We start from the raw sequence: 22,655 nt of genomic DNA, 5'->3' as shown, positions 1-22,655 counted from the left end.
AGGGGCGACCCTTGGAAAACATTTAGTGAACAGAAATCATTCTGCTGTCTGAGCACATTTGATTATTTCTTAGACTTAGTGGCCGCACTACCACTGATACCGTGCTGTGCATGTTGCGCCTTGGCAAAAATCATTCTACCTGCGGCCGTTTGCAACGCACTGGTGATGACAACCTTGATCGTCTGGTTCAAATAATATTGACCATCTTCAACGACCACCATGGTTCCGTCAGCTAAATAAGCAACGCCTTGTTGTCGCTCTGTACCAGTCTTTACGACCGTGACTTCCATGTTTTCACCTGGTAAAACGGCAGGCTTCATTGAGTTAGCCAATTCATTAATGTTCAGCACAGGCACGTTCTGAAATTCTGACACCTTGTTCAAATTATAATCATTGGTCACGACGATACCATCGATCAGCTTCGCCAGCTTGATCAATTTCCCATCGACCTCAGTTAGATCATCAAAGTCACCATCATAGTTTTCGATATTCACTTCGGGATCATTCTTCATCTCATTGAGAATATCCAAGCCACGGCGGCCACGCGCACGTTTCAAACTATCAGCAGAATCAGAGATCAATTGCAATTCATGCACGACGAAAACAGGGACCAACAAGACGCCTTCAACAAATCCAGTCTTAACAATATCGTGAATTCGACCATCGATGATCACACTAGTATCCAAAATCTTATACTTATGAAAATTATCATCGGGTTTCTGATCATAAATCAGATTTTCTAAGTCATTTCCACGGCGACTCTTGAATAACTTCTTCCAATCATCGGTTTGTGTGATCCCAATTCTAAAGCCTAAATAGCCCAGAACAATCATTAACACAACCGGTAAAATAGTGCTGATCAAGAAAAAGTTGATTCGATAAAGTGGAATCGCGATAACATTGGCTAAAACGAGACCAATCAATAGGAACAACGACCCAAATAACACTTTGGAGGGGTTGATCGTCAAGAGTTGTTTCTCAGTTTTTCGAATAAATGCAAGAATTGGATCTAAGAAAATGAATGAGAGCAGATAAAAAATCAATGCGCCAATGACTGCGTTCGTAATTCCTTGATTCAGCCACGTGATCTGGTCAAGCCGGAAAAGTTCCCAAAGATACGGAAAAACTGAATAGCCAACCGCTAGACCCGTGATCACAAACAAAATTTGCCCAATTAATTTACGTTTAAGTTTCATTTTTTCACCTCCCTTCAATGATTATTCTGCATAGAACAGGTTATTGAACTACTCGGTCTTCTTAAAGACACGCTGAATTGCTTCGCCGATCGTCGTGAGACCGATCACAGTTAAACCCTTCGGTACTTTCAAGCCGGTCATATTATTCTTGGGAATAAAAGCACGTTTAAAGCCTAATTTAGCCGCCTCACCTAACCGCTGCTCGATCCGATTCACTCTGCGGATTTCACCGGTTAACCCAATTTCACCGATGAAACAATCTTCCGGTGCAATTTCGTGATCGCGATAACTAGAGGCAATCGCCAACGCCGTTGCTAAATCGATCGCGGGCTCATTTAATTTTACACCACCGGTCGCTTTAAGATAAGCGTCCTGATTTTGCAACATTAAATTCGCTCTTTTTTCCAAGACTGCCATTAATAAGGCCACTTTGTTGTGATCGATTCCGGTGGACGTTCGCTTAGCATTTCCGAACATGCTGGGTGCCAGTAAGGCTTGGATTTCGACTAAAATCGGACGCGTGCCTTCCATCGAAACCACAACTGCGGAACCCGTGGCACCAGCTAGACGTTCCTCGAGAAATATTTCCGAAGGATTCGCCACTTCGTGTAAACCGTCGACTTTCATTTCGAAAATCCCAATTTCGTTGGTGGAACCGAATCGATTCTTGACTGAACGCAAAATACGATAGCTGTGATTTGTGTCACCTTCAAAATAAAGCACCGTGTCCACCATGTGTTCGAGCATTTTGGGCCCGGCGATGGCACCGTCTTTGGTCACATGCCCCACCAAGAAAATCGTCCGTTGTTCGTTTTTGGCAATTTTCATCAGTTCGGCGGTCACTTCGCGGATTTGGGAAACACTGCCGACAACCGAGTTCAATTCTGGCTCGTTCATCGTTTGAACGGAATCGATAATAATGTATTTAGGATCTAAGTCGGTAATTGTTTCACGGATCGTTGCCATGTTTGTTTCTGGATATAAGTATAGCTTAGCACCTTTCACGCCTAAACGCGACGCTCTCAGTTTAATTTGTGAGGCGCTTTCTTCACCAGAAATATATAGGACTTTTTCATCGGTATCTTGCAACTGTCCAGAAACTTGTAAAAGCAGCGTTGATTTCCCGATACCAGGATCCCCACCGATCAAAATCAACGAACCCGGAACAATTCCACCACCCAAGACACGATTGAGCTCATCCAGCTTGGTTTTTACACGTGGCTCTGGTTTAAGGTCGACTTCACTCAACAATTCCGGTGCGTGTTTTTGACCATCCTGACGTCGACTTGGTGTTGCCTTACTACTCGTCGGCCGTTCCTGCGCCACAATTTCTTCGATCATTTGATTCCAAGCACCACAATTGGGACAACGCCCGAAATGCGTCGGCGAGCTGTATCCACAATTCTGGCAGACATACTGTGTTTTGACTTTAGCCACGAAAAAACTCCCTTTTAAAAAAACGATACGTTCTTATTTACCTGATGAACCGAAACCACCTTGACGCGTTTGATCCGCGGGTTGATCGGCGTCTGTGACCAAATATTTCATGAAGATGCCCTGACCGATCCGTTCGCCTTTTTTGATCAACTGATCTTTGGGTCCCAGATTAACGAGTTGGAAGAAAATCTCGCCCTCGTTGCTGTCATTGTTGTAATAATCCGCGTCAACCACGCCAACCCCATTAGGCAAAACCAAGAAACGTTTGAGTGGACTGCTAGAACGATTCATCAGCATCAAGACTTCGTCAGACGCCATCTTGGCCTTGATACCGGTCGGTACAAGTAACGGTCTGATCGCCGACTCGGCCTTCAGAAAATCACGGCTCATGAGTTCATGTTCATTATTAATTTTACGAAACAATTTAACGAAATTCAATTTCCAAATCGATGGTAGCACAAAATCTGCCGCAGCGGAAAAATCGTAACCGGCGGCATTTTTTGTTTGCCGTTGTGGCAATACGATATCTTGCCCCTCATACTTTGAAACAACTTCAAAACCCCTCATGACCATATCTGCAATTCACCCTTTTTTTACTTAATCATACCTTATTATGCCAAATAATTCGCCCTTTTCCCGTCAAAAATTGAGTTGTTTTATATTAAATATTGACATAAATGAAACCTTGATCGCAAAATCATGTCATTTTCAGTATGGTCAGCAATTTCGATAAGCGTAAAACATGTATCCGTTTTCGGAGCATGCTAAGATAAAAACGTACCCTTAATCAGGAAAGGAGCACTTTATGTCAACTTTATTTGATACTTATACGCTCGAAAACGGGCTCAGAATTCCAGTCATGGGTCTAGGCACTTCCGGAATGAGCGATGAAATTGCTGCTAAATCCGTGGAGACCGCCATCAAAATTGGCTATCGTTTGATCGATACGGCCGCCGACTATCACAATGAAGTCGGTGTTGGTCGTGGCGTTCTTAGCGCTGGACTTTCTCGTGATGAAATTTTTATCACTTCGAAATTAAGTAACGACGTGCGTGGCTATGATGATACTGTCGCAGCGGTCGATCAAAGCATTAAAAACTTGCAATGTGATTATCTGGATCTTTATCTCATCCACTGGCCAAAACCCGTTGCTTTCCGTAACAATTGGGAGAAGGCCAACGCAGATTCTTGGCGCGCGCTGGAAGATCTCTATCACCAAGGCCGCATCAAATCGATCGGTGTCTCCAACTTTCATATTCCCCATTTAGAGGCGTTGGCTAAAACGCAACTGGTTGCGCCAATGATCAACCAATTATTCCTAGCTCCAGGTGAATTGCAGGAAGATGTGGTCGCTTATTGCCGCGATCATAACATTATTCCGGAAGCCTATAGCCCACTTGGTGCCGGAAAAGTATTCAAAGTTAAAGAACTCAAAAAAATTGCCGATAACCACGGCAAAACAATCGCTCAAGTCGCCTTACGTTGGTCGTTGGTTCATAACTTCATTCCGATTCCCAAATCCAAAGATGAAGCCAGAATGCGAGAAAACGCCGATATTTTCGACTTCAAGCTAACCCCAGATGAGATCGAAATTATCGATTCACTGGATGGCGTCGCTGGGCGCACAACAGATCCCGATAGTTTAACCGTTTAATGATGTTCTTTAAGCAATTCAAAAAGGCCGCGAAATTATCGCGGCCTTTTTTGTTTGAGCCAATTTTAAGACGAGTAGCCCAAAACTACTGACGAAACATCTTAAACTTTAAAAACAAATCATTATATTGTTCAACCTTAGTTTGACCGAGATCCTGATAGACTTCCAATTTATCGATCGTGCTGTTTGCTGGATAAAACTGTTTGTCATTCCGAACCGCAGCCGGCAATAGTTTAACTGCCGCTTCATTCGGTGTTGCATAACCCACATATTCAGCGTTTTTCGCCGCATTTTCAGGCTCCAACATAAAATTCATGAACGCATAAGCCGCCTTTTTATTTTTGGCAGTCTTAGGAATCACCATGTTGTCAAACCAAAGATTGCTACCCTCACTAGGGACAACATAGTGCAGGTGAGAATTTGCTGCCAACATTTCGCTAGCTTCACCTGACCAAGTCACGGCGATCGGTGCTTCATTTTGGATCATGTATAACTTAATTTCATCGGCGACAATAGCTTTAACATTACCAGAAAGTTGATCCAATTTGCGTTGGGCAGCTTCCATCTCTGCTAAATTCGTGGTGTTGACCGAATGACCTTGAGAAATCAACGTCAGCCCCATAATATCGCGAGCCGAGTCAACTAACATCAATTGCCCCTTCCACTTCGGATTCCATAAGTCATTCCAATGTTGCACTTCAGAAGCCTTGACCTGCTGATCATTGTAAATAATCCCCAAGGTTCCCCAGAAATAAGGAATCGAGTAACGATTTTTCGGATCGAAGCTTTTATTTAAAAAATCAGCAGACAAATATTTGAAGTTAGTTAACTTTTTCCGATCGATCGGCAATAGCAAGTTTGCTTTACGCATTTTCTCGATCATATAATCGCTGGGCACAGCCAGATCGTAAGGCGTTCCACCTTGTTTGATTTTCGTGAACATGGCTTCGTTACTGTCGAAAGTTTCATATTGAACGTGATAACCGGTTTGCTTTTCAAACTTGGTGATCAATTGAGGATCGATATAATCTCCCCAATTATATAAATTCAATGTGTTTTTTGTGGTCACGGGTCCCTGACTCTGCGAAAGATGATAGACGCCAAACCACAAAATGCCACAAACCGCTAGGATCCCCAGTGCAAGGGAGAATACTTTTTTCATGGTATCATGACCCCTGCTTTCTGATGATTCTTACGTTTCTGCCGCCGTGTGCGTGAATACTGATCGATGAAATAATAACCAACGACCAACACGAGTGCAAAGACAAACATCACCGCAGATAAGGCGTTGATTTCAAGACTAATACCTTGGCGGGCGCGAGAATAAATTTCGACCGCCAACGTTGCGAACCCATTCCCGGTCACAAAAAATGTTACCGCAAAATCATCCAACGAATAGGTAAAGGCCATGAAAAATCCCGAAAAAATCCCAGGCGTGATGAACGGTACGATCACGCGAGAAAAAGTTTGCCAACGCGTAGCTCCTAAATCCTGAGCAGCATTTAACAACGCTGGGTCCAATTCGTTAACTTTTGGAAGCACCAATAGCACCACGATCGGAATTGAAAAAGCAATGTGGCTGATCAAAACCGAACCAAATCCCAGGCTGATCCCCAATGACGTGAATAAAATTAGGAAACTGGCACCAATGATGACATCGGGTGAGACCATGAGTACATTATTAAGCGTTAAGAAAGTTGAACGTAGTCGCTTTTGCTTGCGAGCCGCAATTCCTAACGCGCCGAATGTCCCAACAAGTGTGGCAACCAACGACGACAACAGTGCCAATAATAACGTGTTCAACACGATTTGGATCATGCGTTGATCCGCAAACAATGTGGCGTAGTGTTCCCAAGTGAAACCCGTGAATTGATTCATGTCCCCGCCTTGATTAAACGAGAAAAAAATCAAGTAAAAAATGGGTGCGTATAACAAGACAAACACCAAAATTAAATAAATTGAACTAACCTTCACTTTTTTCATTAGGTAACACCTCCTGCCGTTTCTTCTTGCGATCATTGGTCAATGCCATCATGATAAACATCATCACAATCAAGACAACGCCGATCGTCGAACCCATGCCCCAATTCATCGTCGTCAAGAAATGCTCTTCAATGGCAGTCCCCAATGTGATCACGCGATTACCACCGATCAGACGGGTGATCATGAAGAGTGACAGTGACGGAATGAAGACGGCCTGAATCCCAGCCTTAACGCCACTAATCGTTAACGGAAAGACGACCTTGGTAAAAGTTTGCAGATTCGTCGCGCCTAAATCGCGACTGGCGTTGATCAAGGCCGGATCCAACTGCACAATGGCATTATAAATGGGCAAGATCATGAAAGGAATTTCGATGTAACTTGCCACTAATAAAAAGCTAAAATCAGTAAACAATAATTGTTTGGGACCCACCCCAATAAAAGTCAGAAATTGATTGACGGTTCCACTGCGGCTAAGCAAGCCAATAAATGCATAAGCTTTAAGCAGCAAATTGATCCAAGTTGGTAAAATAATCAATAACAACCACAACTGTTGGCGTTTAGTTTTACTCAAAAAATAAGCAGTCGGATAACTGATCAGCAAGGTAACTGCGGTGATCAATAAAGCGTACCAAAAAGAATTGATAGTCATTTTTAAGTAAGTCCAGCTAGTGCCATAGGTGACATAATTCTGCAAGGTAAACTGGCCCTGATTATTAGTCAGTGATTGATATAAAATCAAAATCAAGGGTGCGATGACAAATAGCGCAATCCAAACCAGATAAGGAACCATAAAGAAAGATCGTGTTTTTTTCAATCCTTACTCCTCCTCATATTGTTCGAGACGCGCATCAAAATCAGTTTCCTTCTCGCCGAAACGCATGACGTGAATGTCTTCTGGCTCAAACGTCAATCCGATTTGCTTCCCATCTTTAACTGGATTCGTCGAATGGATCAGCCATTCATTTTCATCATCGTCATAGGCAACGATTTCAAAATGGTCGCCACGGAAAAGTTGCGTGTCGACTTTCACGACTAATTTACCTTGTTCCGGCGTGGTAATATCCAAGTCTTCTGGGCGCAGCACCACTTCGACCTTTTCATTCGGCCGCATTCCGGCATCGGCACATTCAAACGATTTGCCCACGAATTGGACTTCAAAATCTTGCACCATTTTCCCAGGCAAAATATTACTTTCACCAATGAAATTAGCGACAAAGTGATTGATCGGCTCATCATAAATATCGACAGGTGTGCCACTCTGCAACACTTTGCCATCGTTCATCACGAAGATTTCATCGCTCATGGCCAACGCTTCTTCTTGATCATGGGTAACAAAAATAAACGTGATTTTTAAACGTTGCTGCAATTCTCGCAATTCATACTGCATGTCTTTTCTTAATTTCATGTCCAGCGCAGATAAGGGTTCATCTAACAACAAAACTTTCGGCTCATTGACAATGGCGCGTGCAATCGCGACCCGCTGTTGTTGACCCCCAGAAAGCTCGCTGATTTCACGATTAGCGTAACCAGGTAACTGCACGACTTTTAAGGCGTTCACGACGCGTTCGCGAATTTCTTTTTTCGGCATTTTTTTCAAGGTCAGACCAAACGCCACGTTGTCGAACACATCCATGTGAGGAAACAAGGCGTAATTCTGGAACACCGTATTGACTTTACGTTGATTGGCTGGCAATGCGTTGATCTTTTTGCCTTCAAACCACACTTCGCCTTCACTCGCATCCGTGAATCCGGCGATAATTCTCAGAATCGTCGTTTTCCCAGATCCAGAAGGCCCCAACAGCGAGTAAAATTTGCCTGGTTCGATCGTCATATTAATATTTTCTAAGGCGGTGAAGCCATCATCATAACGCTTCGTGATCTGCTTTAATTCGATAATTGGTTTTTCCATAATAACCTCCGAAAATTACAAATAGGACTCAGTCGCAACTAATAATAATGTCACCGGCTTGGCAAACGGGTTGCTCAATTGATGCGGCTGCGTGGCCGGAAAATAAAGACTCTCGTGAATACGTGCCGTCTCTTCTTGATCTCCCCAAGATAACTTCACACTGCCCTTCAAGACATAAATAAAGCTCTCTGAGGGTGACGGCGCAAAAGTTTTGAACTTACCATTAGGCTCAATAGTCAATAAAACCGGCTCCATTTCGTGCTCATTAGATTCAGTCACCAACCAATTCAAGTGATAGCCTAAATCCGGATCATCATATTTAACTTGATCATCCACTTTAAATAAAACTTGGTGTTCAGGTTGATGATCAGAGAAAAAGTCGGTCAATGACACGCCGAGAACGGTCAAAATATCTTCGAGCGTTTCCACTGTTGGCGACGATTGATTGTTTTCTAGTTGCGAAATATAGCCCTTGGTTAAATCAGTACGCTCGCCCAATTCTTCTTGGGTTAAATTTTTTAAAATTCGTAGCGATCGTAATTTTTGTCCGAATTCCATTGATGCACCTCAAAGTTCATTAAACTTTTTGTTAGTTAACTTCTTGTTTACTACAGTCGATTTTCAGTATAACTCATCCACAAGAAACTGCCAAGTGAAAATAACCAAAATTTTTAAACTGTAACACAGAGATTTGTGACTCCACAAAAGGCTGCAGTCCATTTTAGTGAAATCAGATTGCAAATATCACGCCATGCCTCATACGCTTAAATCAAAGCTTGGTTTTAGCAAGCAATACCGATATAATGAAAGCGTAAACTAATTTCTGTAGGTGAAAAATATGCAAAAAAAATCGTTAGTTGTTGCTTTAGTGGCTGAGCAACCTGTTGCTCAAATCATGAATCAAAAAATCGTCGACTTGCAGCCAGATGGCGTTCGGGTTCAAGTGGCCTATAGTGACATCAACTATAAAGACGCGCTGACATTGAAGAAAAACAGTGGCGTCATTCGCCAATTTCCCCGCGTTCCCGGTGTTGATTTCAGCGGTTGGGTCTTGGCGTCAAATGATCCACACTTTCACGCTGGCGACCAAGTGATGGCAACTGGCTGGGATATTGGCGTCAACATTGACGGTGGCTACCAAGAAATCATTGATGTCCCTGGAAAATTTCTCCAACATTTAGTTGAACCACGAACCCTCAAAGAAACGATGATGATTGGGACTGCTGGTCTCACTGCCGCAATCGGTATCACCAAAGTGCTGGCCAGCACCGCCATGTCAGATCAAGCCACACCGATCTTGATCACAGGCGTGACTGGTGGTGTCGGTGGTTGGCAATTGAGTATTCTGGCCAAATTAGGCTATCACAACCTTTCTGTCGTCACGCGCCAAACCGATGTCAGTGAACAGCTTAAGCAAATGGGCGCTACCGAAATTCTAACTCCCAAACAAGTTCAACTGACCCCACTCAAACCACTCGCCAAGCAAAAATACGCCGTCGTTTTCGATAATGTAGGTGGTGAAATGCTCGAAAATTTGATTCCACAAATTCAGCAAGACGGTCAATTGGTCGTCAGTGGCAATGCCGGTGGTCTCAAGTTAACTACCACGATCCTGCCCTTTATACTGCGTGGAATCACCCTTCATGGTGTTGAATCGGTTCATTATCCGCTTTCGGATCGTGAAGAAATTTGGCAATTATTTGCCGATCACTTCTGGCCCTCAGCTGATCAATTATTGCCGATAAATGAAATTGGTTTCGACCAATTGATCCCTGCATTAATTGCCTTCCCAACTTCCGCACACCTCGGCCGAACGATTGTAAAGTTTCGTAGTCGCAGCCCGCGCTTTAAATAAAAATGGATACTAAAAAAGTCTGAATTCTATGAATTCAGACTTTTTTGATTTCGTACGATTAAGTTATTTATCAGTATTGTCAAATTACTTCGTTTCATCTTTCTCGCGACCGATGATTCTAACTTCGGGTTCTAGGGTCACACCAAATTTCTCTTGAATGGTTTTTTCAATCAAAGCAATCAAGTTCAAGTAGTCTGTCGCCGTCGCGTGATCGATATTTACGATAAATCCGGCATGTTTCGTTGAAACCTGGGCGCCACCAAGAATCTTCCCTTGTAAGCCTGCCTGCTGAATCAGCGGCCCCGTATAATAACCGGTCGGACGTTTAAAGACACTACCGCAAGATGGCAGATCCAACGGCTGTTTGGCCGCACGCGCTTGATTATAGGCATCCATCGTCTTACGGATCTTTTCCGGGTCACCGGGCTGTAACTGAAACGTTGCGGAAAGCACAGTCAACGGCGCTTCTTGAACAACACTGTGTCGATAACGAAAATGGATCTCCTCACCCTTGAGCTCGTGAAGTTCACCGAGTTCATCCAACACGGTAACTTGTGTGATCACGTCACTGACTTCACCACCATAAGCACCTGCATTCATAAATACGGCGCCGCCGACACTGCCAGGAATTCCGGCTGCAAATTCTAGCCCGGCAAGCCCAAACTGATAAGCTGCTTCAGAAACGGTCATCAATGGTGTTCCTGCACTCACGACTAATTGAAGGCCATCTTGGGTAATATCTTCGATCCGCGTCAGCAAAATCACTAAGCCACTAATACCGCCATCACGAATAATCATGTTGCTGGCATTTCCGATCACCGTAATCGGGAGATGATGACTGTGAGCGCGCTTGATCAACTGCGCAACTTCTGCATTGGTTTCGGGAAACGCTAAATAATCGGCCGGTCCACCAGTTCGCGTAAAGGTGTAGTGACTCATTGATGTATTTTCAAGTATGGGAATATTTAAATCCGTAAAAATCGACATGTAATCTTCCTTCTCAAAGTAACCTCAGTAACAAAACTTCTAAAACTAGTCTACCAAAAAAACGCGTAAATAACTATCAAATAACTTTAAAGAATGTGCGCACTCAAACCGTCCAATTTTTCCATTTATTTACTGATAAAACTAATGACGACCCGGTGACTTATACATTGTTGTCAAAATTTGTTACAATGACAATAGCATATTCAGATAGAACGGAGCGAAGATAATGAAATTTATTTCTTGGAATGTAAATGGATTGCGGGCGATCCTCAAGAAAGATTTTTTAGCCACTTTTACGGAACTCGATGCCGATTTTTTTTGCATTCAGGAAACTAAAATGCAGGCAGGTCAAGTCGAAATCGATCTGCCGGGTTACCACCAATATTTCGATTACGCGGAACGCAAAGGCTATTCTGGTACGGCCATTTTTGCTAAACACCAACCTTTAAGCGTGAGTTATGGCCTTGGTGTCGCGGAACACGATCACGAGGGCCGCGCCATCACCCTGGAATATCCCGAATTTTACTTAGTGACTTGTTACACGCCCAATTCGCAAGGTGAACTGAAAAGATTACCTTATCGTCTAGAATGGGATCAAGCCTTTCGCGATTATGTCAGTCAACTTGCTGCGCAAAAATCCGTTATTTTTTGTGGCGATCTCAACGTGGCTCACGAAGAAATCGATTTGAAGAATCCCAAGACGAATCATCACAACGCCGGTTTCTCCGATGAAGAACGTCAAAGTTTTACTACCTTACTCAATAACGGCTTTACCGACTCATTCCGTTATCTGCATCCCGACCAAACCGATATTTATTCTTGGTGGAGTTATCGTTTCCACGCCCGCGATCACAATGCCGGTTGGCGAATCGATTATTTCATTGTTAGCAACGACCTAAAGAATCGGATCACCACTGCCAACATCCTCACAGATATTTACGGATCAGATCATTGTCCCGTCGAATTAGTCATCCCAGATTTAGGAGCTGAAGCTTAACATGAATTTTATCGCGATGGATTTCGAAACTGCTAATCGCCAACCTGATAGTGCTTGTTCGTTGGCAATTGTCGCGGTGCGTAACGACAAAATTGTGAACAACTTTTATACGTTGATTGATCCACAAAGTGAGTTCAATTATTGGAACACCAGAATTAACGGCATCACCAGCACAATGGTGGCGACTGCGCCGACCTTTGCACAAGTTTGGCCTCATATTGCAGCCCTTTTTTCGACCGATCAACTGGTGGCTGCCCATAATGCAAAATTTGATATTAGGGTTTTACAGAGCACCCTACAAAGATATCAAATTGAACCGCCTCATTTTCTAACGATCGACACAGTTAAAACTAGTCGCAAACTTTATCCACAATTACCTAATCATAAATTAGACACCGTTTCAAAATATTTACAAATTGAGCTGAATAATCATCATAATGCTTTGGCTGACACATATGCCTGTGCGAATATTTTGCTCACGCAAGAACAACAATTCGGTCCAGACACGATCAAGAAACTAGTGACACTCGTTTAACTCAATATTTTTCCAGACGGCAAAAAAGTTCGAATGATGATTACTCATTCGAACTTTTTTATCGCGCACTTTTAAAATAAACGCGCCATTAATAAGGTCGTGATCAAGTCGCCTTCCTTAGTGCGGAAGCTAGCCGGCGACTCACCCTCCAATTCAAAATCAAACTGGCGATATAGTCGTTGGGCAACTTGATTGCGTTTTTGAACATAGAGCTCGATCCGGCGCAACTGCGACTCGTGTGCGACCCAATCCAAGCTATCAGCCATCAGCGCGTAACCTAAGCCTTGATGCCGAAATTGTTGCGAGACAATAATGCCGAGCTCGCCAACATGACCACGTTGATAACTCTCATCGGCTTCAATTCTTAAGTAGCCGATCAGGGTTTCATTTTCAAAGGCAAGTAATAACAAGTTATTGTCAGATTCATAAATATTGGCTAACTCGTCCGCCAAAATCTGTGGTGAAATCTGAGCATCAAACTCATCCGAAACCAAAAAGTCGCAGGGAATAACTTCAGCTCGCCAGAATTCCAACAGTGAAGCTGCATCTTCGGTAATCGCGGCACGGATCGTCACTTCAACTTCACTATGACTCATTAGCACGAAGCTCCTTAAATGCAGCTAATAAAGCGCCGGGCCGCTCACCTTCTGCCACAATTCTAAACAGACGTTGATCATCGAACCCATCGATTTGCTTGATCTCGATCTGTAAATGATCCTTTGGCAATACATCCTCACCAAATTCAGGCCACTCCACCACGCAGACGCCATTGCCTTCGAAATATTCTTCTAAGCCTAAGTCTTCCGCGGGACTATTTTCTAACCGATACAAGTCCATGTGAAATAAAGGTAAGCGACCGTCACGATATTCACGAATGATCGTAAACGTTGGGCTCTTGATTGCACGCTTGACGCCTAAAGCCTGCGCCAATCCACGGGTAAAGGTTGTTTTGCCGGCGCCTAAGTCACCTTCTAATAAAATCAAGTCGCCTGATTGCAATAGAGGTGCTAATTGCTGCCCGACTAATTCAGTTGCTTCTGCATTGTTCGTTTGAAATTCCAAATGATCGCCTCTTGCTTACAATAAAGATTGTGCCGCCGTAATCATCGCTAATTTATAAACATCTTCCTCGTTTGCACCGCGCGATAAATCTGACACGGGTTTGTTTAAACCTTGCAAAATCGGACCGATGGCTTCAAAATTACCGAAACGTTGGGCAATTTTATAACCAATGTTGCCTGATTGAAGTTCTGGGAACACATAAACCGTTGCTTTACCGGCAACTTTAGAATCTGGTGCTTTTTGCGCGCCGACTGAAGGCACATAGGACGCGTCAAACTGCAATTCACCATCAATTGCATATTCTGGCGCCAACTCTTGGGCAATCTTGGTTGCCTCAGCGACTTTATCAACTTGTGGGGACTTTGCTGAACCCTTCGTTGAGAAACTCAACATTGCCACTCTTGGTTCGATGTCGAATAGCTCGGCAGTCTTGGCAGATTCAACCGCGATTTCGGCCAACTCTTGCGCACTTGGATCAATGTTGATTGCACAGTCTGAAAACAGATAGCGTTCGCTACCATGACCACGTTGCATGATAAAAGCACCAGAGGTCCGCGAAACGCCAGGCTTAGTCTTAATGATCTGCAGTGCTGGCCGAACGGTCTCGCCAGTTGAATGGATGATACCCGAAACCATTCCGTCAACGAGTCCTAAATAAACGAGCATCGTTCCAAAATAATTTGGATCTTTCAGAATTTGGCGCGCCTGTTCTTCGGTTGCTTTACCCTTGCGACGTTCCACAAAAGCCGCAACCATTTCATCAAAGGCGGCAGTCTCATATGTTTCTGGGTCGATCACTTGCAAACTCTCAACGTGAAAGCCGTTCTTCTTCGCGACTTCTTCAACCTCTTCAGGTGCACCTAATAAAACTGGTTCTAAAACTTGATCGGCTTTTAAACGAACGGCCGCCCCAATAATTCTGGGCTCCACCCCTTCAGGGAAAACAATCTTAATATTTTTACCATCGATCTTTTCTTTCAAACTTTCAAATAAATCCATTTCTGTTCCTCCAGACGAAAGCGCTTTTTATATCATTCTAGCGCGTTTGCTCAGATTGTACCAGTGTTATTTATATTTTCTTGATAACAGTTTGGTAAGACTGTATCGTTGAAGATTTTATTCTATCCAATTCAACTCAATAAATCAAACTAAAACTATTCGGCATTTTCCGGTTCACTTGGCAGTTGCCAGTTGATCGGCTGCTCGCCAAATTTTAACAACGCTTCGTTCGCTTGCGAAAATGGTCGAGAGCCAAAAAAGCCCCGCGATGCCGAAAGTGGACTGGGATGAACTGAGGTGATCACTGCATTTTTAGTTTCATTGATGAATTCTCGCTTGGCCTTGGCTGCATTACCCCACAGAATAAAGACGACCCCACCACGTTCGGCAAGTGCCTTAATAGCCGCATCCGTCAATTGTTCCCAGCCTTTACCACGATGTGAGTAGGCTTGATGTGCACGAACGGTCAAAACAGAGTTCAACAACAAGACGCCCTGATCCGCCCAAGATTTTAGATAACCGTGTTTTACAGGTGTAGCGCCGACATCCGTTTGCAATTCTTTATAAATATTACGCAAAGATGGTGGTAGCACATTCCCCGGCAAAACCGAAAAGCTTAAACCATGTGCTTGATGTGGCTCATGATAAGGATCCTGACCCAGGATCACGACTTTCGTATTGGCAAAGCTAGTCCACTCGAAGGCTTGAAAAATATGGTGCATTTCTGGATAAATGGTTTGATTAGCATACTCATTGCGCAGAAATTGATGTAACTGACCATATTGCTCGGAGGCAAAGATGGGCGTCAGCACTTCTTCCCAATCATTATGTATTAGTTCTTTCATTATTCTCCACACCTTTTTTTACAATATTCTCTGCCTATATGCTACACTAAAATTAACTATTAAAGAAGGTGATTTTTTGATTTCAATTATTGCATCAGATATGGACGGAACATTATTGAATGACAAAATGTCGATTTCTCCGAAAAATGTCGCCGCGATTCAAAAGGCGCAAGAAGCTGGGATCGAATTTATGGTGGCAACCGGACGTGGGCTCAGTGAGGCGCAACCTATTCTTAAAAAAGCCGGACTCAATCCTGCTTATATCACTTTAAATGGCGCGCAGGTCTTCAATCTTGCGGGCGAATCAGTCGTCAATGAGCCTTTGGCAAGAACAACAGCCAATCATTTAGTCGCCGAATTACGCGAAGCCGATTTTTATTTCGAATTGGTTTCGGATAAAGGTGTATTTTCCGAGAGCAAGGTGCGTCGGATCCAACACGTCGCCGATCTTTTAGTCAACTTGAATCCAGACACCACTTACAAAATCGCCGTGGCACTTGCAGCTGCACGGTTGGAAATCATGAATATTAATTATATCGATAATTACGACAACATTCTAAAAGATCCCGATTATCGCGTCATGAAGATCCTAGTCTTCTCACAACATGGCCCCGATGCGTTTATGTCGATCCGTGAAAAATATCAGTCAAGTGAGGAAATCGTGATTACGTCTTCTTCACCTAATAATATTGAGATTAACAGTATTCACGCCCAAAAAGGGTTAGCGCTCTTAGACTACGCCGCCCAAAAAGGTGTTCCTAAAGAAGAAGTCATGGCAATCGGTGACAATCTTAATGACTTCTCGATGATCACGGCTGCTGGCGTTGGTGTGGCCATGGGCAATGCGATCCCTGCCATCAAAGAAGTCGCCACATTTACAACCGCAACAAATTTAAATGATGGTGTCGCCCAAGCGATTCAGTGGGCACTCACCCAACGTTGATTAATTGGGGTGAACGGATCAAATGACAGTCTATTATCTGTTGAATCAGAATCAAAGTGGTATCAATAGCCAATTTATTTTCGACGAACAGTACCATCCCCTATTTCTCTTGACGGGACAATTCGGATTCGGTCAAGGCAGCATGAACTTATTAACGATCGATGGCGATTACTTAGGCAGTATTGCCCAAACTAAAAATAATTTCGGCAAAGTTTTTCAGCTAGAACTGAACCATCAAGCCATCGGTCAAATGCGCAAGCTTTCTGGCGTTTGGCATCAGTTCGCCTTTGTCTCCACATTAAACTGGACGGTGATGGGCTCACTGACGACAAACACCTATCAAGCCACTCATGGTGTGCATACCGTTTTCAGTGCTGAACCGACGTTGGTCAAGAAGAATTTAGATGGATTCAAATTATCGATTCGCGATGATGACGAGAAATTGTCCTGTATTTTGGTAGCGGCAACTTTGAATCAATGGGCAATCAACGCCCAGAAAAAAGCAGCTTATCGTTTTAATCCTTTTGCTAACGTGGTGCCAAATTAGTTTTAGCAGCCACAGCTCAAACTAAAAGAGCCATGTCCATTCCCTGACTTATCCTAAAGTCGGAATGGACATGGCTCTTTTTGGCGTAAAATTCGACCAGTTTTAAAGTGGGCGAATCAAGTGCTCATAGCGATGACTGCCGATCATAATCTCACCAGCATGCTTAAACCCATGATGCACATACAATTGTTTGGCCTTGGGATTGCCAAAATCAACGTTTAAACTAATTTTAGTTTCGCCCTTCTGTTGCAAATAATTCGGCAGGAAATCTAACAACTGACCACCGATCCCGTGTCCTTGAGCATCAGGAGCTACTGCCAATGAATCCAAATACCATTCATTAGGCCAAGCTTCTTGATCACCAAATAATTGTGTTTGGTCAGGCAAATGCTGAGCAACTAGATAAGGGGTCAACCCATCATCGATTGTCGCCTCAGCAACTGCCGGATAACCCACACAAATGCCCCGTGCACGATTGGTTTGATCATCTACATAGACTAAAGTTTGCGGATAACCATAGCGATAAGTCTTGCTGGCAAATGCAGCAACTAACAGATCTTCAATTTGATCCGCACCTAAATCTTTGATTGCCTTCAATTCCATGTCGTTTAAAATCTGCATTAAAATTGGGACAGCATCTTGCGCATCCTCTTTTTTTGCAGGACGAATCATTCTATCAACCTCCAAATATAGATTTAACTCCATTGTAGCAAACTTAGTCAAAAATCGCCCAACAATTAAGTTAGTTTTCAACATCGATGAGTCGCTTGAGTCAAATTCAGCCCAGACTGCCCATCTCCATCATTTGAAAGCGCAGACATCGACATCTTAATCATATGATTGCTTCTGAAAAACACAACCCACAAAGCTAATCTTTTGTGCAAAATTACGACAAATGAGTGATTTTGGATAAAAATCTGTAAATATTAACAAACATCTCGCAGCTTTTGCCAATAAATGTAAATTGGTGTATATTAAAAGACATTCAGTCAATTAATTGAAGTTTTATCAGTTAAATACGAACTTTATCTGGATTTGACAATTTATTGATTGTCTTTTCGCAATAGCAACTAAATATTTCGTCAAATAATCTTCATGATCAGCGAAAATGATCTGAATATATTTCCACATAAAAAAATCATTCAAGCTCGCATTATCTCGGAATTTTTAAAGTTTGAACATTAATATTTTCAAAATTAATTAAACGATAAGAAAAAATATCTATTTGAAAAATCGCTTTCAGTTTAAAAACAGTCAAGACAACAACCACAAAATGTTGTATGATATTTCTAGACTAATCAGTTATATTGTGGTCGAAAACAGATAAAAGGGGCGAAACTGTTGGAAGTTACTTTCAAAGATGTCTCACTATCCTACGATGGTTCGCGTGAGATTTTGCATCATTTGAATTTTACCATTCCTGAAGGAACTTTAGTTTCAATTTTAGGACCGAGTGGCTGTGGTAAATCTACAACATTGATGATGATTTCTGGTTTACTTGCACCAACTTCAGGTCAAATTTTCTTCGGCGATGAAGATGTCACTAAACAAGATGCACTGCAAAGAAAAGTTGGGATGGTTTTCCAAAACTATGCCCTCTATCCGCACTTAAATGTGTTGGACAACATCATGTTCCCGTTGAAAATGGCAAAGGTGCCTAAACCTGAGCGCAAGAAAAAGGCAATTGAGTTAGCAAAGCTGGTTCACATTGAAGATCAGCTCGACAAAAAACCCGGCTCATTATCTGGCGGTCAACAACAACGGGTCGCCATTGCTCGGGCGCTCGCTAAGGAACCTAGTTTGCTCTTACTGGATGAACCTTTATCAAACTTGGATGCGCGCTTACGAATTGAAATGCGTCAGGAAATTCGCCGGATCCAACAGGAAACTGGCGTGACCACGATTTTTGTCACTCATGACCAAGATGAAGCCCTGCATATTTCTGACCATATCATGGTTTTAAACAGTGGCCAGATTCAACAATTCAGTTCTGCCGAAACACTCTATGATAACCCTAGCAATTTATTCGTCGCTCAATTCATCGGCGAACCTGTGATCAACACCTTAGATATCGCCGACTTTGGCGATGAACTTAAGGGACAGATCGATACCGAATTGCTGAAACGCACGCAAAAAGTCGGGATCCGTCCAGAAGCACTTCAAGATCACGATACTGGTGCTGAAACGCTGGCAACGATCACAACCAAGGTCAAAACCTTTGAAAAATTCGGTCGCGAAAAAAATGCCCTGCTTGACTTCAACGGCAAACGATTATTAACCACCGAAATCGAAGCCGAAATTGCCGAAGGTCAGGAGTTACCACTGTACTTGCAAAAATCTGGTTTTTATTTGTTCGACCAAGATGGCACGCGTATATTCGGTGGTGATCAAGATGCTTAATGAGAAGCCCACGCTGAAGTCAACGGGTAAAGCCCTACTCTACTTATTGCCCATGTTGGTCATTACCATCACCTTCAATATTTATCCGATCATTAAATCGTTCATCATGAGTTTCTACACAAAATACGACTTCTTTCGGGATATCGTCTCGCAATATGGTTTCGATAACTTCAAGTTTCTATTCTCAGATCCAGATTTTCATATCGCCGTTAAAAACACCTTGATTTTCGTTGTCGGTGTAGTGCCATTGACCGTCATCATTTCACTGGCAGTTGCCTTACTATTGAATCGAATCACTTGGTTGTCTGGACTCTTCCGGACCGTTTACTTCTTGCCTTTCGTCACGAGTACCGTCGCGATTGCGCAAGTCTGGCACTGGATCTATAACAGTGATTATGGTTTATTAAACTATTTCTTAGGCTTCTTCGGTGTTAATGCCATCTCTTGGTTAGAAAGTCCTCGTTACGCCATGTTGGCATTGATCATCATGAGTGTCTGGAAAAATCTCGGTTTTAACATCGTCCTCTTTCTCGTTGGCCTCAATAATATTAATGAACGCTATTATCAAGCGGCAAAAATCGACGGTGCTAATTCTTGGCATCAATTCACTAATGTCACGGTTCCACTACTTTCACCGATCACTTTTCTAGTCAGTGTTAATGGGGTCATTGGTAGTTTCAAAGTCTTCGATGAAATTTTTGCCCTCTTTAATGGGACGCCTGGTCCAAGTAAATCGGCGTTGACGATCGTTTACTATTTGTACCAAAAATTCTATACGGAATGGAAATACGGCATTGCTGCTGCAAGTGGCGTCGTGCTGTTCTTCATGATCTTGCTCGTTACCATGTTCCAACTTTGGTACAGCAAACGTCATGTTCATTATTAGGAGGTGTCAAATAATGAAACGAAAAACAGCCATAATCCTACGTTATGTCATCTTGATTCTGGGCGCGATCATTATGTTGATGCCTTTCCTATGGATGATTTCAACCTCGTTAAAAACACAACCCGAAACGGTTAAGATTCCCCCAATTTGGATTCCTAAGCACTTAATGTTCAGCAACTATGTGGACGCACTCAAAGAAGCACCCTTCTTCCGGTACTTCATCAACAGTGTTGTGGTCACATCTCTGACCACCGTCGGCCAATTATTCACGAGTATCTTAGCAGCCTTTGCATTCTCTCGCTTGAATTTCTATGGCAAAAACATTTTGTTTGTTATTTTTCTAGGGACGATGATGGTTCCCGGCGAAATGCTGATCATTCCTAACTTCGTGACCTTATCTCAACTGCACTTAGTGAACACATACGGTGCATTGATCATTCCCTGGTTGGCCAGTTTCTTCACAGTCTTCACGCTGCGACAAACTTTCCAATCTGTCCCCGACCAAATTTATTATGCGGCTAAAATTGATGGGGCTAGTGACTGGCATTACTTATGGCACGTCCTAGTTCCCATCTCTAAATCAACCATTACAGCTGTCACAGTATTACAAGTCATCGGTTCATGGAACGCCTTCATGTGGCCATTGATCGTGACTAATACTGAAAACCTCCGGACATTGCCAGTTGGACTGCAAGCATTCACCTCTGATGCCGGTACCAATTACGCTCTGCTCATGGCAGCATCGACGTTCGTTATTATTCCCATGGTAGTTCTGTACGTGTTCCTTCAAAAGTACATTATTGCAGGCATCTCAAAAACAGGATTGAAAGGATAGATAGAATAATGAAAAAAAGAAGTTGGCAACGGGCATTGTTAACAGTTGTTTCATTAGGTTTGGCCCTGACATTAGCAGCTTGTGGAAATTCCTCAAGTGCTTCGAAAGCAAAGTCAGACGAACCTGTTAAAATCAGTTTTTGGAATGGTATGAATGGTCCTTACCAAAAAGCCTTGAAGAAAATTATCAATGATTTCAACAGTTCACAATCAAAATATAAGGTTGTCAGTACTGCACAAGGCGATTACACAGCTTTACAACAAAAAATCATGGCAGCTGCCAAATCTGACAGCCTCCCTGTAATCGCACAGACAACTTATACCACTGTTCCCGACTATAGCAAAAATAATCTGATCGAACCTTTGGACAATTACATGCTCAAAGGCAGCAACAAATTATCGAGCGCTGATTTAAAAGATATTTATCCTTCATTCCTCAGCAGTTCGAAATATCAAGGTAAGTATTATTCGATCCCATTCAGTAAATCGGTTCGTGTTTTATACTATAACCAAGATATCTTGGACAAATATAACTTGAAAAAACCAACGACCTGGCAAGATATCGCCAAGGATGGCGAAGTCCTCAAAGCACATGGTATCTATTCAATGGGCTTCGATAAATCTTGGGATATGGAATTCGAAGGCTTAGCTCGTCAAGCGGGTAATCCATTGATCACAACTTCTGGTAAAGCTAACTTAGATACTGCTGACACACTGGAAGCTGCTAATTTCATCATGGATATGATCAATGATAAAACTGCTAAAACTGCCGGTGAAGATTTCTACTGGACGCAAGCATTCACGCAAGGCAAGTCAGCCTTCTACTCTGGTTCATCTGCTGGTGTCACTCAAATGGTCGCACAAGCTCCTAAGACCCTTAACTGGGGAACAATGCCTCTACCAAGTTACAATGGCAAAAAAGCCACTGAAATTGCCGGTAACGACATTGTCATGTTCAAGAGTGCTAGCTCTGAACAGAAAAAAGGTGCTTGGGCATTCATGAAATACTTAATGTCTACCAAAGAAACTGCTAAGTGGGCTCAGGCAACAGGTTACGTGCCTTTACGTAAATCTGCAACGAGCACAACTAGTTTCAAGAATTACCTCAAGAAGAACACGTACAACCAGGCTGCGGTTGATTCACTCGATGATGGTTTCCAATCAAACGCCTTCCTTGGTTTCTCTGAATATCGGACTAAGTTGTTAGAGACTGTCGATGCCATGTTAACGAAGAATGAACCCGTTAAGAAATCATTGACTGCTCTCCAAACAACCACTGAAAAGATCATCAAAGATAACAAAGAATAGTTCAACCGTTTCGTAAGACAGCACTGACCAACAAAAAAAGAACATAACTTTTGAGATGCCTTAAAGGGTGAGCACATGAATTTGTGCTCACCCTTTTAAATACCCGTTTTTTGCGGATTTTACTTTTAAATTTTAGAAAAATCAGCTATTCCTATTTTACCTCGTCGATTCAAACAACAGCCATATAATCAAACACACAAAAAGAGGTTCAATGGCTCGGCTCCTGTCAAGAGGACAATCAAATAATTAAAGTGTTTATGCACATTCTTGAACGGCAT

General features: G+C 42.8%; 24 protein-coding genes. 10 read left to right on the top strand and 14 right to left on the bottom strand.

Annotated features, from left to right (window positions below; translation table 11 throughout):
* Nucleotides 1-62: 62 nt before the first annotated feature.
* The 3 genes from EKM67_RS04190 to EKM67_RS04180 are packed head-to-tail and all read right to left on the bottom strand — an operon-like array spanning nt 63 to nt 3,206.
* A complete protein-coding gene (locus EKM67_RS04190; RefSeq protein WP_125577591.1) occupies nt 63-1,196 on the bottom strand; it encodes a PIN/TRAM domain-containing protein in 1,134 nt (377 codons plus the stop codon).
* Nucleotides 1,197-1,244: 48 nt separating this feature from the next.
* Nucleotides 1,245-2,633, bottom strand: coding sequence for a DNA repair protein RadA (gene radA / locus EKM67_RS04185; protein WP_125577589.1), 1,389 nt, complete (start codon nt 2,631-2,633; stop codon nt 1,245-1,247).
* 33 nt (nt 2,634-2,666) lie between these two features.
* A complete protein-coding gene (locus EKM67_RS04180; RefSeq protein ID WP_125577587.1) occupies nt 2,667-3,206 on the bottom strand; it encodes a dCTP deaminase/dUTPase family protein in 540 nt (179 codons plus the stop codon).
* A gap of 232 nt (nt 3,207-3,438) precedes the next feature.
* On the opposite strand from EKM67_RS04180, the gene EKM67_RS04175 reads away from it, so the two are divergent.
* A complete protein-coding gene (locus EKM67_RS04175; protein ID WP_125577584.1) occupies nt 3,439-4,287 on the top strand; it encodes an aldo/keto reductase in 849 nt (282 codons plus the stop codon).
* 85 nt (nt 4,288-4,372) lie between these two features.
* Here the strand turns inward: EKM67_RS04175 and EKM67_RS04170 are convergent, their stop codons facing one another.
* From EKM67_RS04170 to EKM67_RS04150, 5 genes are read right to left on the bottom strand one after another with little or no spacing between them, the layout of a single operon-like run.
* Nucleotides 4,373-5,449: an ABC transporter substrate-binding protein gene (locus tag EKM67_RS04170; protein WP_125577582.1), complete on the bottom strand. Its 1,077-nt coding sequence runs from the start codon at nt 5,447-5,449 to the stop codon at nt 4,373-4,375.
* Nucleotides 5,446-6,270: an ABC transporter permease gene (locus EKM67_RS04165; RefSeq protein WP_125577580.1), complete on the bottom strand. Its 825-nt coding sequence runs from the start codon at nt 6,268-6,270 to the stop codon at nt 5,446-5,448. Before EKM67_RS04165 ends, EKM67_RS04170 begins: the two co-directional genes overlap by 4 nt.
* Nucleotides 6,251-7,060: an ABC transporter permease gene (locus EKM67_RS04160; RefSeq protein WP_125577673.1), complete on the bottom strand. Its 810-nt coding sequence runs from the start codon at nt 7,058-7,060 to the stop codon at nt 6,251-6,253. The genes EKM67_RS04165 and EKM67_RS04160 overlap by 20 nt, the downstream gene beginning before the upstream one ends.
* A gap of 27 nt (nt 7,061-7,087) precedes the next feature.
* Entirely contained in the window at nt 7,088-8,179 is a 1,092-nt protein-coding gene (locus EKM67_RS04155) for an ABC transporter ATP-binding protein (protein WP_125577578.1), read from the bottom strand.
* 15 nt (nt 8,180-8,194) lie between these two features.
* Complete coding sequence (locus tag EKM67_RS04150; protein ID WP_125577576.1) at nt 8,195-8,737, bottom strand: helix-turn-helix domain-containing protein; 543 nt, start codon at nt 8,735-8,737, stop codon at nt 8,195-8,197.
* 280 nt (nt 8,738-9,017) lie between these two features.
* Between EKM67_RS04150 and EKM67_RS04145 the strand changes: the two genes are divergently transcribed.
* Nucleotides 9,018-10,034: an acrylyl-CoA reductase family protein gene (locus EKM67_RS04145; RefSeq protein WP_125577574.1), complete on the top strand. Its 1,017-nt coding sequence runs from the start codon at nt 9,018-9,020 to the stop codon at nt 10,032-10,034.
* A gap of 84 nt (nt 10,035-10,118) precedes the next feature.
* On the opposite strand, the gene murB is transcribed toward EKM67_RS04145, so the two are convergent.
* Nucleotides 10,119-11,021 carry a UDP-N-acetylmuramate dehydrogenase gene (gene murB / locus EKM67_RS04140; RefSeq protein WP_125577572.1) on the bottom strand — a complete coding sequence of 301 codons (903 nt, stop codon included), beginning with the start codon at nt 11,019-11,021 and terminating at the stop codon, nt 10,119-10,121.
* Nucleotides 11,022-11,247: 226 nt separating this feature from the next.
* Here murB and EKM67_RS04135 point away from each other — a divergent pair, with 226 nt between their 5' ends.
* Complete coding sequence (locus EKM67_RS04135; RefSeq protein ID WP_125577570.1) at nt 11,248-12,018, top strand: exodeoxyribonuclease III; 771 nt, start codon at nt 11,248-11,250, stop codon at nt 12,016-12,018.
* 1 nt (nt 12,019) lies between these two features.
* On the top strand, nt 12,020-12,553 hold the full coding sequence (locus EKM67_RS04130) for a 3'-5' exonuclease (protein ID WP_125577568.1): 534 nt from the start codon (nt 12,020-12,022) through the stop codon (nt 12,551-12,553).
* Between the two features lie 71 nt (nt 12,554-12,624).
* Here EKM67_RS04130 and EKM67_RS04125 read toward each other — a convergent pair whose 3' ends face one another.
* The 4 genes from EKM67_RS04125 to EKM67_RS04110 form a co-directional block, all read right to left on the bottom strand.
* Nucleotides 12,625-13,149, bottom strand: coding sequence for a GNAT family N-acetyltransferase (locus EKM67_RS04125; RefSeq protein ID WP_125577566.1), 525 nt, complete (start codon nt 13,147-13,149; stop codon nt 12,625-12,627).
* Entirely contained in the window at nt 13,139-13,615 is a 477-nt protein-coding gene (gene tsaE, locus EKM67_RS04120; protein WP_125577564.1) for a tRNA (adenosine(37)-N6)-threonylcarbamoyltransferase complex ATPase subunit type 1 TsaE, read from the bottom strand. The genes EKM67_RS04125 and tsaE overlap by 11 nt, the downstream gene beginning before the upstream one ends.
* Before the next feature lie 15 nt (nt 13,616-13,630).
* On the bottom strand, nt 13,631-14,614 hold the full coding sequence (gene pta, locus EKM67_RS04115) for a phosphate acetyltransferase (RefSeq protein ID WP_125577562.1): 984 nt from the start codon (nt 14,612-14,614) through the stop codon (nt 13,631-13,633).
* Nucleotides 14,615-14,769: 155 nt separating this feature from the next.
* On the bottom strand, nt 14,770-15,459 hold the full coding sequence (locus EKM67_RS04110) for a uracil-DNA glycosylase (RefSeq protein ID WP_125577560.1): 690 nt from the start codon (nt 15,457-15,459) through the stop codon (nt 14,770-14,772).
* Nucleotides 15,460-15,535: 76 nt separating this feature from the next.
* On the opposite strand from EKM67_RS04110, the gene EKM67_RS04105 reads away from it, so the two are divergent.
* Both EKM67_RS04105 and EKM67_RS04100 read left to right on the top strand, forming a co-directional pair.
* Nucleotides 15,536-16,402 (top strand): Cof-type HAD-IIB family hydrolase, encoded by an 867-nt coding sequence (locus tag EKM67_RS04105; RefSeq protein WP_125577558.1) that lies wholly within the window; start codon nt 15,536-15,538, stop codon nt 16,400-16,402.
* A gap of 22 nt (nt 16,403-16,424) precedes the next feature.
* Nucleotides 16,425-16,949 (top strand): hypothetical protein, encoded by a 525-nt coding sequence (locus EKM67_RS04100; protein WP_125577556.1) that lies wholly within the window; start codon nt 16,425-16,427, stop codon nt 16,947-16,949.
* A gap of 102 nt (nt 16,950-17,051) precedes the next feature.
* Here the strand turns inward: EKM67_RS04100 and EKM67_RS04095 are convergent, their stop codons facing one another.
* Nucleotides 17,052-17,621 (bottom strand): GNAT family N-acetyltransferase, encoded by a 570-nt coding sequence (locus EKM67_RS04095; RefSeq protein WP_164506556.1) that lies wholly within the window; start codon nt 17,619-17,621, stop codon nt 17,052-17,054.
* A gap of 669 nt (nt 17,622-18,290) precedes the next feature.
* Here EKM67_RS04095 and EKM67_RS04090 point away from each other — a divergent pair.
* The 4 genes from EKM67_RS04090 to EKM67_RS04075 are packed head-to-tail and all read left to right on the top strand — an operon-like array spanning nt 18,291 to nt 22,377.
* On the top strand, nt 18,291-19,349 hold the full coding sequence (locus EKM67_RS04090) for an ABC transporter ATP-binding protein (protein WP_125577551.1): 1,059 nt from the start codon (nt 18,291-18,293) through the stop codon (nt 19,347-19,349).
* Entirely contained in the window at nt 19,342-20,235 is an 894-nt protein-coding gene (locus tag EKM67_RS04085) for a carbohydrate ABC transporter permease (protein ID WP_125577549.1), read from the top strand. Before EKM67_RS04090 ends, EKM67_RS04085 begins: the two co-directional genes overlap by 8 nt.
* Nucleotides 20,236-20,248: 13 nt before the next feature.
* The gene (locus tag EKM67_RS04080; RefSeq protein WP_125577547.1) at nt 20,249-21,070 is read left to right on the top strand and encodes a carbohydrate ABC transporter permease; all 822 of its coding nucleotides are present in this window, start codon (nt 20,249-20,251) and stop codon (nt 21,068-21,070) included.
* Nucleotides 21,071-21,078: 8 nt separating this feature from the next.
* Nucleotides 21,079-22,377 (top strand): ABC transporter substrate-binding protein, encoded by a 1,299-nt coding sequence (locus EKM67_RS04075; RefSeq protein WP_125577545.1) that lies wholly within the window; start codon nt 21,079-21,081, stop codon nt 22,375-22,377.
* Nucleotides 22,378-22,655: the final 278 nt, after the last annotated feature.

This window comes from Lapidilactobacillus mulanensis, assembly GCF_003946215.1.
Lineage (GTDB): Bacteria > Bacillota > Bacilli > Lactobacillales > Lactobacillaceae > Lapidilactobacillus > Lapidilactobacillus mulanensis.
This window is presented reverse-complemented; position numbering and strand designations above follow the sequence as displayed.

Bases quoted from the DNA above. Each gene is read 5' to 3' on its own strand.
- EKM67_RS04190 (WP_125577591.1), bottom strand. From the start codon at position 1,196: ATGAAACTTAAACGTAAATTAATTGGGCAAATTTTGTTTGTGATCACG.
- EKM67_RS04180 (WP_125577587.1), bottom strand. From the start codon at position 3,206: ATGGTCATGAGGGGTTTTGAAGTTGTTTCAAAGTATGAGGGGCAAGAT.
- EKM67_RS04175 (WP_125577584.1), top strand. From the start codon at position 3,439: ATGTCAACTTTATTTGATACTTATACGCTCGAAAACGGGCTCAGAATT.
- EKM67_RS04170 (WP_125577582.1), bottom strand. From the start codon at position 5,449: ATGAAAAAAGTATTCTCCCTTGCACTGGGGATCCTAGCGGTTTGTGGC.
- EKM67_RS04165 (WP_125577580.1), bottom strand. From the start codon at position 6,270: ATGAAAAAAGTGAAGGTTAGTTCAATTTATTTAATTTTGGTGTTTGTC.
- EKM67_RS04160 (WP_125577673.1), bottom strand. From the start codon at position 7,060: ATGGTTCCTTATCTGGTTTGGATTGCGCTATTTGTCATCGCACCCTTG.
- EKM67_RS04155 (WP_125577578.1), bottom strand. From the start codon at position 8,179: ATGGAAAAACCAATTATCGAATTAAAGCAGATCACGAAGCGTTATGAT.
- EKM67_RS04150 (WP_125577576.1), bottom strand. From the start codon at position 8,737: ATGGAATTCGGACAAAAATTACGATCGCTACGAATTTTAAAAAATTTA.
- EKM67_RS04145 (WP_125577574.1), top strand. From the start codon at position 9,018: ATGCAAAAAAAATCGTTAGTTGTTGCTTTAGTGGCTGAGCAACCTGTT.
- murB (WP_125577572.1), bottom strand. From the start codon at position 11,021: ATGTCGATTTTTACGGATTTAAATATTCCCATACTTGAAAATACATCA.
- EKM67_RS04135 (WP_125577570.1), top strand. From the start codon at position 11,248: ATGAAATTTATTTCTTGGAATGTAAATGGATTGCGGGCGATCCTCAAG.
- EKM67_RS04130 (WP_125577568.1), top strand. From the start codon at position 12,020: ATGAATTTTATCGCGATGGATTTCGAAACTGCTAATCGCCAACCTGAT.
- EKM67_RS04125 (WP_125577566.1), bottom strand. From the start codon at position 13,149: ATGAGTCATAGTGAAGTTGAAGTGACGATCCGTGCCGCGATTACCGAA.
- pta (WP_125577562.1), bottom strand. From the start codon at position 14,614: ATGGATTTATTTGAAAGTTTGAAAGAAAAGATCGATGGTAAAAATATT.
- EKM67_RS04110 (WP_125577560.1), bottom strand. From the start codon at position 15,459: ATGAAAGAACTAATACATAATGATTGGGAAGAAGTGCTGACGCCCATC.
- EKM67_RS04100 (WP_125577556.1), top strand. From the start codon at position 16,425: ATGACAGTCTATTATCTGTTGAATCAGAATCAAAGTGGTATCAATAGC.
- EKM67_RS04095 (WP_164506556.1), bottom strand. From the start codon at position 17,621: ATGATTCGTCCTGCAAAAAAAGAGGATGCGCAAGATGCTGTCCCAATT.
- EKM67_RS04085 (WP_125577549.1), top strand. From the start codon at position 19,342: ATGCTTAATGAGAAGCCCACGCTGAAGTCAACGGGTAAAGCCCTACTC.
- EKM67_RS04080 (WP_125577547.1), top strand. From the start codon at position 20,249: ATGAAACGAAAAACAGCCATAATCCTACGTTATGTCATCTTGATTCTG.
- EKM67_RS04075 (WP_125577545.1), top strand. From the start codon at position 21,079: ATGAAAAAAAGAAGTTGGCAACGGGCATTGTTAACAGTTGTTTCATTA.